General features: G+C 63.4%; 14 protein-coding genes. 7 read left to right on the plus strand and 7 right to left on the minus strand.

The features are described from left to right. Positions 1-80 precede the first annotated feature (80 nt). The 6 genes from PFEN_RS25765 to PFEN_RS25790 form a co-directional block, all read right to left on the minus strand. Entirely contained in the window at positions 81-1,094 is a 1,014-nt protein-coding gene (locus PFEN_RS25765; RefSeq protein WP_224771074.1) for a hydrolase, read from the minus strand. A gap of 120 nt (positions 1,095-1,214) precedes the next feature. After that, positions 1,215-2,678: a M16 family metallopeptidase gene (locus PFEN_RS25770; RefSeq protein WP_191489424.1), complete on the minus strand. Its 1,464-nt coding sequence runs from the start codon at positions 2,676-2,678 to the stop codon at positions 1,215-1,217. After that, positions 2,671-4,023, minus strand: coding sequence for a M16 family metallopeptidase (locus PFEN_RS25775; protein ID WP_191489425.1), 1,353 nt, complete (start codon positions 4,021-4,023; stop codon positions 2,671-2,673). The genes PFEN_RS25770 and PFEN_RS25775 overlap by 8 nt, the downstream gene beginning before the upstream one ends. Before the next feature lie 126 nt (positions 4,024-4,149). After that, positions 4,150-4,764, minus strand: a complete 615-nt coding sequence (rsmD, locus tag PFEN_RS25780) for a 16S rRNA (guanine(966)-N(2))-methyltransferase RsmD (protein WP_191489426.1) — start codon at positions 4,762-4,764, stop codon at positions 4,150-4,152. Further along, complete coding sequence (locus PFEN_RS25785) at positions 4,764-6,254, minus strand: M16 family metallopeptidase (RefSeq protein ID WP_191489427.1); 1,491 nt, start codon at positions 6,252-6,254, stop codon at positions 4,764-4,766. The genes rsmD and PFEN_RS25785 overlap by 1 nt, the downstream gene beginning before the upstream one ends. Beyond that, positions 6,247-7,602 (minus strand): M16 family metallopeptidase, encoded by a 1,356-nt coding sequence (locus tag PFEN_RS25790; protein ID WP_191489428.1) that lies wholly within the window; start codon positions 7,600-7,602, stop codon positions 6,247-6,249. The genes PFEN_RS25785 and PFEN_RS25790 overlap by 8 nt, the downstream gene beginning before the upstream one ends. Positions 7,603-7,776: 174 nt before the next feature. Between PFEN_RS25790 and ftsY the strand changes: the two genes are divergently transcribed. The 4 genes from ftsY to rpoH all read left to right on the plus strand — a co-directional run bounded on the left by ftsY (position 7,777) and on the right by rpoH (position 11,890). Then, positions 7,777-9,219 (plus strand): signal recognition particle-docking protein FtsY, encoded by a 1,443-nt coding sequence (gene ftsY, locus PFEN_RS25795; RefSeq protein ID WP_191489429.1) that lies wholly within the window; start codon positions 7,777-7,779, stop codon positions 9,217-9,219. After that, complete coding sequence (gene ftsE / locus PFEN_RS25800; protein WP_191489430.1) at positions 9,216-9,887, plus strand: cell division ATP-binding protein FtsE; 672 nt, start codon at positions 9,216-9,218, stop codon at positions 9,885-9,887. Before ftsY ends, ftsE begins: the two co-directional genes overlap by 4 nt. Next, a complete protein-coding gene (gene ftsX, locus PFEN_RS25805) occupies positions 9,884-10,906 on the plus strand; it encodes a permease-like cell division protein FtsX (RefSeq protein ID WP_191489431.1) in 1,023 nt (340 codons plus the stop codon). The genes ftsE and ftsX overlap by 4 nt, the downstream gene beginning before the upstream one ends. Positions 10,907-11,035: 129 nt before the next feature. Continuing rightward, positions 11,036-11,890 (plus strand): RNA polymerase sigma factor RpoH, encoded by an 855-nt coding sequence (gene rpoH / locus PFEN_RS25810; RefSeq protein WP_100944601.1) that lies wholly within the window; start codon positions 11,036-11,038, stop codon positions 11,888-11,890. 215 nt (positions 11,891-12,105) lie between these two features. Here rpoH and mtgA read toward each other — a convergent pair whose 3' ends face one another. Continuing rightward, on the minus strand, positions 12,106-12,828 hold the full coding sequence (gene mtgA / locus PFEN_RS25815) for a monofunctional biosynthetic peptidoglycan transglycosylase (protein WP_191489432.1): 723 nt from the start codon (positions 12,826-12,828) through the stop codon (positions 12,106-12,108). 70 nt (positions 12,829-12,898) lie between these two features. Between mtgA and PFEN_RS25820 the strand changes: the two genes are divergently transcribed. The 3 genes from PFEN_RS25820 (at position 12,899) to PFEN_RS25830 (ending at position 14,428) form a co-directional block, all read left to right on the plus strand. Then, positions 12,899-13,279, plus strand: a complete 381-nt coding sequence (locus PFEN_RS25820) for a DUF423 domain-containing protein (RefSeq protein ID WP_191489433.1) — start codon at positions 12,899-12,901, stop codon at positions 13,277-13,279. Positions 13,280-13,366: 87 nt separating this feature from the next. Further along, a complete protein-coding gene (gene thiS, locus PFEN_RS25825) occupies positions 13,367-13,567 on the plus strand; it encodes a sulfur carrier protein ThiS (RefSeq protein ID WP_191489434.1) in 201 nt (66 codons plus the stop codon). Between the two features lie 66 nt (positions 13,568-13,633). Continuing rightward, positions 13,634-14,428: a thiazole synthase gene (locus PFEN_RS25830; protein ID WP_191489435.1), complete on the plus strand. Its 795-nt coding sequence runs from the start codon at positions 13,634-13,636 to the stop codon at positions 14,426-14,428. Positions 14,429-14,435: the final 7 nt, after the last annotated feature.

The following is a 14,435-nucleotide window of genomic DNA, read 5'->3' on the forward strand; positions in this document are numbered from 1 at the left end:
TTCGCAGTCGAACGCGGGCAAGCCCGCTCGCCACGGGAGCGTGTCCGGCGGCAAGTTTCCTTAATCGAGCGGCGTTGCGATCAACATCCCCTATCGGCCAGCCATTGCGGAATCCGGCGCTCCAGGTAGTAACCGGGTTTGCGCAGGGTGCCGTCGACGAACCCCACATGCCCGCCCTTGGCCTGTAACTCGAACTGAGTGTCCGCTGTCAGTTCGCTTGGTTCCGGCAGGCTGTGGGAAAACACGAACGGGTCGTCCTTGGCCTGGATAATCAACGTCGGGGTGCGGATCGCCCCGAGGAAATAGCGGCTGGAGGCGCGGCGATAATAATCCTGCGCATCGGCAAAACCGTTCAGCGGTGCCGTTACCCGGCCATCAAAGTCCCAGAAGGTACGCAGGCCCGTCAGCGGTCCCAGATCGCTCAGGGTCGCCAGGCCCTCGATCCGCCCGTCGTGCTGGAACTGGCGCTGCTTGTTCTTGATATAAGCCAGCATCTCGCGCATGAAGTGCGCCTGATAGATCCGTGAAAAGCCCTGGCCGATGCGGTCGGCGCACTGGTCCAGGCGAAACGGCACCGACACCGCGACGGCGCCTTGCAGGCCGCTGTCATGGCCGCTTTCCCCCAGGTGCTTGAGCAGCACATTGCCGCCCAGGGAGTAGCCGACGGCATAGAGTGGCGCCATCGGGCGCGCGGCCTTGAGGTGGGCGATAGTCGCCGCCAGGTCCTCGCTGGCACCGGAGTGATAGCTGCGCGCCAGCAGGTTGGGCTCCCCCGAACAGCCCCGCCAGTTCAGCGCCACGCTGGCCCAGCCCTGGTTCGCCAGCGCCTGTTGCAGGCCGGCGACATAGGGCGAGTTCGACGAACCGGTCAGCCCGTGCAGGACCAGCACCAGCGGCGTCTCGGCGGCATGCGGGCCGTGCCAGTCGAGGTCGAGGAAGTCTCCGTCGTCGAGCCAGAGGCGTTCACGCTGGCGTTCCAGGTGGACGGTCTTGCGCCAGAGCGGCCCCCACAAGGTTTGCAGGTGCGGGTTGCCCAGGCCCGGGGCGGGGGTGAAGCCCGGCAAATGCGCGGGCGGGGAAAGTGAAGGCAACACAGGGAGTCTCGGCGTGGCAATGGAAATGTCTGACACCGCCAGGCACAAGCCGTCCTGGCAAGCACATGGCAGCGTGCGATACCTCTAAATTGCCACAGTCAGGTCCATTGCCGCAGTTTTTTATCCGGCTGGGAGGCGGCCGGCCTGGCAACTCGGCCCCTGCGTCTGGACATCGGGCAGTGTTTTCTGGGGGACGCTCGGGCCGGCACTTGTCACCACCCAGCCGTTGGCATCGAAATGAGCGTTCAAGGCGGCTTTGATCGTCTCGCGGGTCAGCCGCTGTGCCTGTTCGGCGAAGTCGGTCAGGCTCAGCGGCAGGTCATGACGAGCGATAACGAGCAGTGCCTGAAGGATATCGGCATTGCTGGCGCCGTCCAATGCCATGTCCCCCTGCATGCTCTGTTTGACGTTTTGCAGCTCCTGCTCCGTCGGCCCGTCCTTGAGGAACTGTTCGAACATGAGTTTGACCCGTTGGATGACCGCCTCGCTGTATTCGGGTGGGGTCGAAAGATTGATATGGAAAGGTCCTTGGCCCTGCCAGTTGGTTAGTTGGGATGACGCCGAGTAGGTGATGCCATGCTGCTCACGCAGTTCCTTCATGAGTCGGCTATCGAAGCCGCCACCAAAGATAAGGCTGGCGACATAGAGGGCGACGTAATCGGGATGATGCCGGGACGGCGCAATCTGGGCGAGATCCAACTGGACCAGGCTGGTCGGGCGCTCGATATGAGTGATGCCGATGACGCTGTCGTGACGGCTGGCATTGGCGGGGGGTGGCAACGCCGGGCCTTTGGGCAGGGCGTCGGAAATATTCACGCTGATAGTCTGTGCCTGTGCCACCGAGAGATCACCGACCAGCAGGATGACGGCATTGCCCGCGCTGTAGGCTTCGCCGTGGAAGGCGCGCAATTGATCGACAGTAATTCGGGCGATACTTTCTCGGGTTCCATAGAGGGGCTGGGCATAAGGGTGTCGTGAGTAGAGCAGCGGTGGAGCGCGATGGCTGATCCAGGTGTCCAAGGCATTATCCTGACGCAGCTGGCGATCGAGGGTTTCGCTCTTTACCCGGCGGATGGCATCCGGGGTAAAGCTCGGCTTGCCCAGCACCTCGCTGAACAATTGCAGGGCCGGTGTGCGGACGGTTTCGTCGCTGAGGCTGCGCAGAGTGAAAAAACCATGGTCCCTATTGATGCCATTGCCGATTTTCACCCCCAGGCTGTCGAACGCCGTCATGATCGCGTCGACGTCTTTTCCGTCCGACCCTTCGTTGAGCAAACTCAGAACCATGACCGCCAGGCCGTGCCGATCACCGTCGTAGCGGCTGCCCGCGGCAAAGCTCACGGCAACATCGATCAACGGCAGGCCATGGGTTTCAACAAAAAGCACCTTGCTGCCGCTGAGCGTTTTCCAGCCACGCACCACGCGGGTGGCGGGTGTCGGTGGCAGGTGAAGGACGGCGCTCAGCGATTGCAGTGGCTTGACGGTCGAGCCGTCAGTGCTGGCAAGCACCTTCGCCCCGGGGCTGGACAGGCTCGCCAGCAGCGTCAGCAGGGTGCTCGATAAAATGCGGTGACCTTTATTCATGGTTGTTTTCCCCGGGGCTGGCCAGGGCCACACTGAGTCGCTCGCGGGTAAGGTACATGCGCGCGGCTTGTTGAATGTCCAGCGGCGTGACGGCCTTCAGGTGCTCGTGCTCCCGGTCCGCCAGGGTCCACGACAGGCCGGCGCTTTCCAGCTTGCCGAGTTTCTGCGCCTGGGTTTCCACCGAGTCGTGGGCAAAGACCAGTTGTGCCACTACCCGGGTACGCGCGCGCTCAAGCTCCTGCGCGCTGACTGGCGTGCGTTTGAACTCGCCCAGCAATTGCCACAGGCGCGCCTGAAGGTCCTCCGGACTCGGGTTTTTCTGGGTGTCCAGGTCGACACTGATCGTCAGCAAGGCATCGCCCCGATTGAACGCCTCATAGCTGGAGTGGGCCTGGGTGATCAGTTCTTCACGGAATTTCAACTGTCGGAAAATCCGCGAGCTGGCACCGACGCCGAGCAATTCGTTGAGCAGGCGCAGGGTGTACGCGGTATGCGGGTCGACGGCGGTCACCAGGCTGGGGACGTTGAAGGCCATGATCAGGCTGGGAAACTCATTGCGGGTGGTCAGCGTGATCCGTCGCTCGCCCGGGGTGTTCAGTTCCAGTGGGCGGCGGGTTTCGGGAAGTGTTCGGCGCGGCAGGTCGGCGAAGTAGCGTCGGGCGAGGCTTTCGACCGCCGTGGCCGTCACATCGCCGACCACCACCAGGGTGGCGTTGTTCGGCGCGTACCAGTTGGCATACCAACGGCGCAGTTGCTCTACGCGCAGGCGTTCCAGATCGTGTTGCCAGCCGACGGTCGAGGTGCGATAGCCGCTGGTGGTAAAGGCAATGCCGCGCATTTTTTCGTCGAGTATTGCCATGGGGGAGTCGTCGATGTTCTGCAACCGTTCGTTCTTGATGACCTCTATTTCGCGCTGGAAGGCCGCTTGCGCAAGTTGGGCGGAGCCCATCTGGTCGGCCATGATTTCCATCGCGACACCGAGGATCTGGCGCGGCATGAGGTATTCGTAGGTGGTGGCGTCATGGTTGGTGAAGGCGTTTATCCGGGCGCCCAGACGCTCCATGATCTGGAACGCCTGGCCGGGGCAGACTTTGCTGCTGCCCTGGAACAGCAGGTGTTCGAGGGCATGTGAAAGACCGGATTCGCCCGGCGGTTCGTGACTGGAGCCGACTTTGTACCAAAGCTGGGCCGCCACGACGGGCGCGCGATGATCTTCGCGCACAATGACTTTCAAACCATTGTCGAGCAGCCATTCATGTGTGCTGGGGGTGGGCGTGGTTGTGGCGAGGGCCGTGACCGGCAGGACAAGCCAACCGAGTGCAAGCCAGGGAATGGGGCGTTTCATCCTTCGGGATCCTTGTGTCCTTACGATTTTCGAAGGAGCACCTTGATCCGGCGGACGGAGGCCATGGCGGTACAGGGATAGTGATGGCGGCTCGAGGATTCGCTCGAACCGCCATCGAGGATCAAGCTACAGGCCCGCTACACTGCGTTGCCACAGCGCGTAGTGAACCCGCCCGGACTTCTGCTCGCGGTGCAGGCGCCAGTTGCCCGGCAGGCCGAGGCTCGAGGGCGCGGCTTCGCTTTCGGTATAGATCCAGGCGTCTTCGGCCAGCCATTGGCGCTCTTCCAGCAGGGCGCAGACGCCTGGCAACAGGTTCTGGTTGAATGGCGGGTCGAGGAACACCAGGTCGAACGCGGTGGCCGCCTGGGTTTCCAGGTAGCGCATGGCGTCGGCGGTCTGCACCTGGCCGACACTGCAGCGCAGGGTGCCGAGGTGCTCGCGCAGATTGGCCACGGCGACGTTGCTGGCATCCAGCGCCTGGCCCATGGCGGCGCCACGGGACAGGGCCTCGAGGAACAGGGCGCCGCTGCCGGCGAACGGGTCGAGCACCTTGGCCCCGGCGACGTAGGGCGCGAGCCAGTTGAACAGGGTTTCACGCACGCGGTCCGGGGTCGGGCGCAAGCCCAGGACATCGGGGAAGCTCAGGCGCCGGCTGCGCCATTCGCCGCCGATGATGCGCAGTTGGTTCACGCCGTTATGCGGGTGAGCGGGTTTCTTGCTGGGACGCGATGGGCTGGCCATTAATGCTCCGGAACCCCGAGCGGCTGCTCGGCGGGTTTGTCAGTCGGCGGCGGCAGGGGCTTTTGCGGCACCGTGGGACCTGCGGTGACGACGATCATCTTGTCGACACTCAGGTGTTTGTTCATGGCGGACTTGACCTGCTCGACGCTCAAGTCCTGGGTCTGCTGCACGAAGTTTTCCAGGTAATCGAGCGGCAGGTCATAGAAACCCATGAGGCCCAGCTGGCCGACGATGCTGCTGTTGCTCGCATTGGAGAGCGGGAAGCTGCCGGTCATTTCGCGCTTGGCGTCGTCGAGCTCCTTTTGTGTCGGGCCGCTTTTCAGGTAGTCGGCGATCACCTCGTCCACCAGCTTGAGCGTGCCTTCGCTCATTTCGGCGCGGGTTTGCAGGTTGATCTGGAACGGGCCGCGGGCCTGCATCGGCGAGAAGCCCGAATAGACACCGTAGGTCAGGCCGCGCTTCTCGCGCACTTCGCTCATCAGGCGGGTGCCGAAGCCGCCACCGCCGAGGATCTGGTTGCCCAGGGACAGCGCCGCGTAATCCGGGTCGCTACGGTCGATGCCCAGTTGGGCCATCAGGACAGTGGTCTGCTTGGACGGGAACTCGATATGCCCGATGCTGGCTTTCGGTTCGTCCGGCTCGGTAATCTTCGGCAAGGCCGGGCCCTTGGGCAGGGCGCTGGAAACCTGGGCGGCGATGCCTTCGGCTTCGCTGCGTGACAGGTCGCCGACCAGGGCGATCACCACGTTGCCGGCGGCGTAGGCCTTGGCATGGAAGGCGCGCAACTGCTGCAGGCTGATCGGCGGGATGCTCTGCGCGGTGCCTTCGCTGGAGTGGGCATAAGGGTGATTGCCGTACAGGCGGCTGGACAACTCCAGGCTCGCCAGTTTGCCGGGGTTCTGCTTCTGGTATTCGAAGCCGGCCAGCAACTGGTTCTTGATCCGTGCCAGGGAGTCGGCGGGGAAGGTCGGCTTGCCCACCACCTCGGCGAACAGCTTCAGCGCCGGTTCGCGCTTGTCCGCGGCGCTGAGGCTGCGCAGCGAGGCAATCGCCATGTCCTTGTAGGAGCCGTTGCCGAAGTCGGCTCCCAGCCCTTCGAAGCCCTGGGCGATGGCGCTGACGTCCTTGCCGGCCACGCCTTCGTTGAGCATGGCGTTGGTCAGCGCGGCGACGCCCGGGGCGTTGCCGTCCTGGCTGCTGCCGGCGGCGAAAGTCAGGTTCAGGTTGAACATCGGCAGTTCATGGGCCTCGACGAACAGCACCTTGGCGCCTTCGGCGGTTTTCCAGGTCTGTACGTTCAGAGTGCGCCGCGCCGGTGCCTTGCCGTCCAGTTCCGCCAGCGATTGCAGCTTGTGGCCGGCCTGGGCCGCATCCAGGGCCTGGCTGGCCTGGGAGCTGTGGCTATCGAACAGATAAAAGCCGATGCCACCCGCCGCCACGGCGAGGGTCAGGGCGAGCAAGGCGAAACGTGGCCCCTTGGACTTACTCATGGGCGTTCTCCTCGGGCAAGACATGGGCGACGCTGAGACGCTCGCGGGTGAAGTAGGTGCGCGCGGCGTTCTGCAGATCCTGCGGCGTGACGCTTTGCAGGTCGGACAGCTCGGTGTCCATTATTTTCCAGGACAGGCCGACGGTCTCGAGGATGCCGATGGCGCTGGCCTGGCTGGTGATGGAATCGCGTTCGTAGACCAGGCCGGCAATCACCTGGGCCCGTACGCGCTCAAGTTCTTCGGCACTCGGAGCCTGGGTCTTCAACTGCTCCAGCAGGCGCCAGAGGCCGGCCTCGGTGTCGGCCAGGGTCTTTTTCTTCTGGCTGTTGGGGGTGGCCGAGAGCAGGAACAGGCTGTCCCCGCGGGTATAGGCATCGTAGCTCGACGAGCCGCCGGAGATCAGTTCTTCGCCGCGCTCCAGTTGCGACGGCAGGCGGGCGCTGTAGCCGCCGTCGAGCAGGGCGGCGATCAGGCGCAGGGCGTTGACCGAACGCTTGTCTTCGGCGGTGGCGAAGCTCGGCACGTTGAAGGCGAGCATCAGGCTCGGCAGTTGGGTCTTCACATGCAGGGTGATCAGGCGTTCGCCGGGCGTGTCCAGTTCCCGTGGGATCTTCGCGGGCGGCGTGTCACGCCGGGGGATGGCGCCGAAATAGCGCTGGGCCAGGCTTTTGACTTCGTCCGGGGTGACGTCGCCCACCACCACCAGGGTGGCATTGTTCGGTACGTACCAGGATTGGTACCAGTGACGCAGTTCCTCGACTTTCATGCGGTCGAGGTCGGCCATCCAGCCGATGGTCGGCGTGTGGTAGCCGCTGGCCGGGTAGGCCATGGCCTTGAAGCGCTCGAAGGCCTTGCCCATGGGCTTGTCGTCGGTGCGCAGGCGGCGTTCTTCCTTGATCACCTCGATTTCACGGCTGAACTCGTCGGCCGGCAGGCGCAGGCTGGCCATGCGGTCGGCTTCAAGTTCCAGGGCCACGCCCAGGCGGTCGCGGGCCAGGACCTGGTAATACGCGGTGTAGTCGTCACTGGTGAAAGCGTTTTCGTCGGCACCGAGGTCGCGCAGGATCAGCGAGGCTTCGCCCGGGCCGACCTTGGCGCTGCCCTTGAACATCATGTGTTCCAGGGCGTGGGACAGGCCGGTCTGGCCCGGGGTCTCGTAGCTTGAACCGACCTTGTACCAGATCTGCGAGACCACCACGGGGGCACGGTGATCCTCGCGGACGACCACCTTCAGGCCATTGTCGAGGGTGAATTCGTGGGTCGGTTGCGGGTCGGCGGCCAGGGCTGCCAGGGGGAGACAGAGCGCACTGAGCAACAGGCCAGCGGCACGGCGGGCTAGAGCATTCATTCGTTTTCAAACCTGTAATACGGCCCGCGTGATCTTAGCGTCGGCGAGCGAGGAGGTGCTAGGATACTGCGTTGCGCGCGAACAATCTGGTCAAAAGGCAGTCTGTTACGCATCAGAATATTATTTGCCGAAGCGCCACCTTGGCGCGTCGCTACCGTGAGATAGCCGTCCTCCATGTTTGGTTCCAACGACGACAAGAAGACCCCAGCCCCGGCTGGCGAGAAAAAAGGCCTGTTCGGCTGGCTGCGTAAGAAACCGCAGGAAGCCGTTGTCGAACAGCCACAAGCGATCCCTGACGCCGCGCCGGCGCCGGTGAGCGAGGCTTTGCCGGTCGCCGCCGAGCCGGTGCCGGTCAGCGTGGCGCGGGTTGAAGCGCCCGCCGGCGCGGCGGTGGCCCCGGCGCACGAACCCTGGCCGAGCCTGCCCGTGGCCGAAGAGCCGGTGGCCCTGGTCGAGGATGTTCAGGCGCCACATATCATCCCGCCGATCCCGGTGCCCGTGGTCGTGCCTGTTACAGAAGCGGTGGTGCCCGCGCCGGTTGTGGTGGCTGCGGTGCAACCGCCGGTCATTGCAGCGTTTGCCGAAGCTCCAGCTCCAGTCCCGGCACCTGCGTCAGTCGTGGCCCCGGTTGTCGTGGCCGAGCCCGTGGTCGCCGAATCGCCCAAGCCCGCCGTCGAGGAAACCAAGGTTGGCTTCTTCACCCGCCTCAAGCAGGGCCTGTCCAAGACCAGCGCCAGTATCGGCGAAGGCATGGCCAGCCTGTTCCTCGGCAGGAAGGCCATCGACGACGACCTGCTCGAAGAGCTTGAGACCCGCCTGCTGACCGCCGACGTGGGCGTCGAAGCGACCTCGGTGATCATCCAGAGCCTGACCCAGAAAGTCGCCCGCAAGCAACTGACCGACAGCGATGCGCTGTACGCCGCGTTGCAGGCCGAGCTGACCGCGATGCTCAAGCCGGTCGAGCAGCCGCTGGCCATCGTTTCGCAGCAGAAGCCTTTCGTGATCCTGGTGGTGGGCGTCAACGGCGCCGGCAAGACCACCACCATCGGCAAGTTGGCGAAGAAACTGCAGCTCGACGGCAAGAAAGTCATGCTGGCGGCGGGCGATACCTTCCGCGCGGCGGCGGTGGAGCAATTGCAGGTGTGGGGCGAGCGCAACCAGATCCCGGTGATCGCCCAGCACACCGGCGCCGATTCGGCCTCGGTGATCTTCGACGCGGTCCAGGCGGCCAAGGCTCGCGGTATCGACGTGCTGATCGCCGATACCGCCGGTCGCCTGCACACCAAAGACAACCTGATGGAAGAGCTGAAGAAAGTTCGCCGGGTCATTGGCAAGCTCGACGCCGATGCGCCGCACGAAGTGCTGCTGGTGCTTGACGCCGGTACTGGGCAGAACGCCATCAACCAGGCCAAGCAATTCAACCAGACGGTCCAACTGACCGGCCTGGCATTGACTAAGCTCGATGGAACCGCCAAGGGTGGGGTGATCTTTGCCCTGGCCAAGCAGTTTGGCTTGCCGATTCGTTACATCGGTGTCGGCGAAGGGATCGACGATCTGCGCACCTTCGAAGCCGAGCCCTTTGTCCAGGCCCTTTTCGCCGAGCGGGAGCGTTCATGATTCGTTTCGAACAGGTCGGTAAACGCTATCCGAACGGTCACGTCGGCTTGCATGAGCTGAGCTTTCGGGTGCGTCGTGGTGAATTCCTGTTCGTGACCGGGCATTCCGGCGCGGGCAAAAGTACCCTGTTGCGCCTGCTGCTGGCGATGGAGCGTCCGACCACTGGCAAATTGCTACTGGCCGGGCAGGACCTGGGCCAGATCAGCAACGCACAGATTCCGTTCCTGCGCCGGCAGATTGGCGTGGTCTTCCAGAACCACCAGTTGCTGTTCGATCGCACGGTGTTCAACAACGTCGCCCTGCCGTTGCAGATCCTCGGCCTGTCCAAGGCCGAGATCGTCAAACGGGTCGATTCGGCTCTGGAACGCGTGGCGTTGTCGGAGAAAACCGATCTCTACCCCGGCGACCTGTCCACCGGCCAGCAACAGCGCGTCGGCATTGCCCGGGCCATCGTCCATCGCCCGGCGCTGCTGCTGGCGGACGAGCCCACCGGCAACCTCGACCCGCGCCTGGCGGCGGAAATCATGGGCGTGTTCGAAGATATCAACCGGCTGGGCACCAGTGTGCTGATCGCCAGCCACGACCTGGCCCTGATCGCCCGCATGCGCCACCGCATGCTGACCCTGCAACGTGGCCGCTTGATCGGCGACGGGGAGGCTGGCGTATGAGTGCGACCCGTAGCCCGAAAGTGGCTGAACGCGTGGCCCCGAAGGCCTCCGACCCGCAGCCGCCGAAGAAAAAACGCAACGAAGACGACGGCCCGGACTTCAGCACCCTGCTGCACGCCTGGATCGAAAGCCATCGCGCCAGCCTGGTGGACAGCCTGCGGCGTCTGGGCAAGCAGCCGATCGGCAGCTTCTTTACCTGCCTGGTGATGGCCGTGGCCTTGAGCCTGCCCATGGGCCTGTCGTTGCTGCTGACCAATGTCGAGCGTCTGGGCGGTTCCTGGCAGCGCGCGGCGCAGATTTCCCTGTATCTGCAACTGGATGCCAGTCCGACCGAAGGCGAGCACCTCAGCGAGCAGATCAAGGCCATGCCCGGCGTGGCGGATGCCGAGTTCATCAGCAAGGAAAAGGCCCTGGGCGAGTTCCAGCAGCAGTCGGGCCTGGGTGAAGCCCTCAAGGAATTGCCGCAGAACCCCTTGCCGGGGGTGGTGCTGGTAACGCCGAACGAGGTCGACAAGGCGACGCTGGAGGCGCTGCGCCAGCGCCTGGCTGAGTTGCCCAAGGTGCAACAGGCGCAACTGGACCTGGTCTGGGTCGAGCGCCTGGCGGCGATTCTCAAGCTCGGCGACCGGTTTGTCTTCGGCCTGACGGTGCTGCTGGTGTCCGCATTACTTTTGGTGATAGGCAATACCATTCGTCTTCATATTGAAAACCGCCGCACCGAGATCGAAGTGATTAAACTGGTCGGAGGCACTGATAGCTATGTGCGTAGGCCGTTTCTCTATATGGGCGCGCTTTATGGCTTTGGGGCCGGATTTTTGTCCTGGGGCGTGCTGGCTTATGGCCTTAACTGGCTGAATGACGCGGTGGTCGGGCTGGCCGGTCTCTACGGCAGCGATTTCGCCCTGGCCGGTGTGCCGGCTGCCGATGGTCTGTCCCTGTTGCTTGGGGCGGTGCTCTTGGGGTATATCGGTGCTTGGATTGCGGTCGCACGGCATTTACGTGAGCTGGCACCGAAGTAGTTAATGTCAGATTAATGTGGTTTCGTTTGTATTGGCCGTATCAGCAGTTTAGGGAACTTGTCCTACGGTTCCTGGTCAATTTTCGCAGTGCTTCACTGCACGAGTTATGTGAGTCGGAGGTTTTTTCGTATGACCACTTCTTTGCAACCTGTCTACGCGTTGGTCCCGGGTGCGAACCTGGAAGCCTACGTGAACACGGTGAACAGCATTCCCTTGCTGACGCCGGAGCAGGAGCGTGAACTGGCCGAGAGTCTCTATTATGAGCAGGATCTGGGGGCGGCTCGGCAGATGGTGCTCGCCCACCTGCGGTTTGTCGTCCATATCGCCCGTAGCTATTCCGGCTACGGCCTGGCCCAGGCTGACCTGATCCAGGAAGGCAACGTCGGTCTGATGAAGGCCGTGAAGCGCTTCAACCCGGAAATGGGGGTGCGCCTGGTGTCGTTCGCCGTGCACTGGATCAAGGCGGAAATCCACGAGTTCATCCTGCGCAACTGGCGCATTGTCAAAGTGGCGACCACCAAGGCCCAGCGCAAGCTGTTCTTCAACCTGCGCAGCCAGAAGAAGCGCCTGGCCTGGCTGAACAACGAGGAAGTCCACCGCGTGGCCGAAAGCCTCGGCGTGGAGCCACGTGAAGTGCGCGAGATGGAAAGCCGTTTGACCGGCCAGGACATGGCCTTCGACCCGGCGGCGGAAGCCGACGACGACAGCGCGTTCCAGTCTCCGGCCAATTACCTGGAAGACCACCGGTATGACCCGGCGCGTCAACTGGAGGATGCCGACTGGAGCGAAAACTCCAACAGCAACCTGCATGAAGCCCTGGAAGTGCTGGACGAGCGCAGTCGCGACATTCTCTATCAGCGCTGGTTGGCGGAAGAGAAGGCCACGCTGCACGACCTGGCGCAGAAGTACAACGTTTCGGCCGAGCGGATTCGCCAGCTGGAAAAGAGTGCGATGAACAAGCTGAAGCTGTCGATTGCCGCGTAAGCACTGACGCAATGAAAAACGCCTCGAGTTGATCGGGGCGTTTTTTTGTCGGCAGCGGGCTTGTTGTGGCGAGTGGGCTTGCCCACGCTGGGGCGCGAAGCAGCCCTAAAATCTGGAGCGCGGTCTATCAGGTAGAACCGGTTGTCAGGTTTTGCGACTGCTTCGCCGCCGGACGTGGGCAAGCCCACTCGCCACAACGATCCCAGGCTCGGCGCTCAGAGCGCCCACGGCGCCTTGCGCGAATTGTTCAGCCCCACCAGGTATTCATCCCCACCCAGCTGGCTCATCTGCTGGCGAATCCAACCTGCCCGTCGCGCCACATAGGTGCTTGGATGGCTGGCGCTCCATTCCCGCGGATTGGGCAGCACGGCCGCCAGCAAGCTGGCCTGCTGGCGCGACAGGGACGCCGCGCTGACGCCGAAGTGGTGCCGCGCCGCCGCTTCCGCGCCGAACACGCCGTCATCCCACTCCACGCTGTTCAGGTATACCTCGAGAATCCGCTGCTTGGGCCACATCAGCTCGATCAGCCCGGTAAACCAGGCTTCCAGGCCCTTGCGCAAGTAACTGCGGCCCGACCACAGGAACAGGTTCTTCGACACCTGCTGGCTCAAGGTGCTGGCGCCGCGGATCGAACCGCCGCGCTCGTTGTGCTCGAAGGCGGCCTGGATCGCGTTGAAGTCGAAGCCCCAGTGTTCAGGGAACTTCTGGTCCTCGCCCGCCATCACCGCCACTTTCAGCTCATCGGAGATCTGGTTCCACGGCCGCCAGCTGCGTTGCAGGTCGATGGGCTCGCCATTGGTCCAGGACTCGATCTTGCGTTCGACCATCAACGCGGTAACGGGCGGCGGTACCCAACGAAACAGCAGCACCAGCAGCACACTGCCAATGGCAAACCATTTCAGGGCGGTGACGAAGCGGCGAAAAAGGAAACGCAACATAGAGATGGCTTGGCCGGGGCGTGGGAGCGGGCCATTATACAGACCCTGTGCCCCCTGAATGGAGTTCATCATGTTGCGTGGTTTTCTGCTGTTGGCCGCCTTTTTCGGTTTTACCGGCGTGGGCCTTGGCGCCTTTGCCGCCCACGGCCTGAAGGATCGACTGAGCGCGGAATACCTGGCGATCTTCCATACCGGCGTGACCTATCAACTGGTGCATGCCCTGGCGCTGTTCGGCGTGGCCTTGCTGGCGACCCATATTCCGGGGCGTCTGGTGAGCTGGGCCGGAATTTCGTTTGCCATCGGTATCCTGCTGTTCTCCGGCAGCCTGTATCTGTTGACCCTCACCGGTATCGGCAAACTGGGCATTATCACTCCCTTCGGTGGCCTGAGCTTCCTGGTTGGCTGGTTCTGCCTCGGTCTGGCGGCCTGGCGCTTGCAAACGCTGGCTTGAGCTGCCCGCCAGGTCGACGAATGGCTTGGGTCGCCCGGACTGATCGGGCTAGAATGCTGACCCCTAAAAATGATGGCAGCCCGGCGCATGCGCATTCAATTGAACGGTGAACCCTTTGAACTGCCCGATGGCGAGACCGTCGCGGCGCTGCTGGCCCGGCTCGACCTGGTCGGGCGCCGGGTGGCGGTGGAGCTGAACCTGGAGATCGTTTCGCGCAGCCAGCATGCCGAAACCGCCCTGCGTGAAGGCGATCAGGTCGAAGTGGTACAAGCCATCGGCGGCGGTTGATCCCGCCCGCGGCCCCCACGCCCTGATCCACCCTGCAAACCCTCAACCTTTCAAGAGGATTTCCGAATGAGCACTGTTCGCAGCGACAAGCCCTTCGTGCTGGCCGGCCGTACCTATCAGTCCCGCCTGCTGGTGGGCACTGGCAAATACCGTGATATGGAAGAAACCCGCCTGGCCATCGAAGCCTCGGGGGCCGAGATCGTCACCGTGGCCGTGCGCCGGACCAATCTCGGGCAGAACCCGGGCGAACCGAACCTGCTGGATATCCTGCCGCCGGATCGCTACACCATCCTGCCGAACACCGCCGGTTGCTACGACGCCATCGAAGCCGTGCGCACCTGTCGCCTGGCCCGTGAACTGCTGGACGGTCACAACCTGGTGAAGCTGGAAGTCCTGGCCGACCAGAAGACCCTGTTCCCCAATGTGATCGAAACCCTCAAGGCCGCCGAAGTGCTGGTCAAGGAAGGCTTCGACGTGATGGTCTACACCAGCGATGATCCGATCATCGCCCGGCAACTGGCGGAAATCGGTTGTATCGCGGTCATGCCGCTGGCCGGTCTGATCGGTACTGGCCTGGGGATCTGCAACCCGTACAACCTGCGGATCATCCTCGAAGAAGCCAAGATCCCGGTGCTGGTGGACGCCGGTGTCGGTACCGCATCCGACGCCACCATCGCCATGGAGCTGGGCTGCGAAGCGGTGCTGATGAACTCGGCCATCGCCCACGCCCAGCAACCGATCCTGATGGCCGAGGCGATGAAGCACGCCATCGTCGCCGGCCGCCTGGCCTACCTCGCCGGGCGCATGCCGAAAAAACTCTATGCCAGCGCTTCCTCGCCGCTGGATGGTCTGATCAAGTAAGAGCCTT

Source organism: Pseudomonas sp. FEN, from assembly GCF_904067045.1.
Classification (GTDB): domain Bacteria; phylum Pseudomonadota; class Gammaproteobacteria; order Pseudomonadales; family Pseudomonadaceae; genus Aquipseudomonas.

Coding starts and splice junctions, on each gene's coding strand:
- PFEN_RS25770 (WP_191489424.1), bottom strand. CDS start 2,678: ATGAATAAAGGTCACCGCATTTTATCGAGCACCCTGCTGACGCTGCTG.
- ftsX (WP_191489431.1), top strand. CDS start 9,884: ATGAGTGCGACCCGTAGCCCGAAAGTGGCTGAACGCGTGGCCCCGAAG.
- ftsY (WP_191489429.1), top strand. CDS start 7,777: ATGTTTGGTTCCAACGACGACAAGAAGACCCCAGCCCCGGCTGGCGAG.
- PFEN_RS25775 (WP_191489425.1), bottom strand. CDS start 4,023: ATGAAACGCCCCATTCCCTGGCTTGCACTCGGTTGGCTTGTCCTGCCG.
- PFEN_RS25785 (WP_191489427.1), bottom strand. CDS start 6,254: ATGAGTAAGTCCAAGGGGCCACGTTTCGCCTTGCTCGCCCTGACCCTC.
- ftsE (WP_191489430.1), top strand. CDS start 9,216: ATGATTCGTTTCGAACAGGTCGGTAAACGCTATCCGAACGGTCACGTC.
- PFEN_RS25820 (WP_191489433.1), top strand. CDS start 12,899: ATGTTGCGTGGTTTTCTGCTGTTGGCCGCCTTTTTCGGTTTTACCGGC.
- mtgA (WP_191489432.1), bottom strand. CDS start 12,828: ATGTTGCGTTTCCTTTTTCGCCGCTTCGTCACCGCCCTGAAATGGTTT.
- PFEN_RS25790 (WP_191489428.1), bottom strand. CDS start 7,602: ATGAATGCTCTAGCCCGCCGTGCCGCTGGCCTGTTGCTCAGTGCGCTC.
- rsmD (WP_191489426.1), bottom strand. CDS start 4,764: ATGGCCAGCCCATCGCGTCCCAGCAAGAAACCCGCTCACCCGCATAAC.
- thiS (WP_191489434.1), top strand. CDS start 13,367: ATGCGCATTCAATTGAACGGTGAACCCTTTGAACTGCCCGATGGCGAG.
- rpoH (WP_100944601.1), top strand. CDS start 11,036: ATGACCACTTCTTTGCAACCTGTCTACGCGTTGGTCCCGGGTGCGAAC.
- PFEN_RS25830 (WP_191489435.1), top strand. CDS start 13,634: ATGAGCACTGTTCGCAGCGACAAGCCCTTCGTGCTGGCCGGCCGTACC.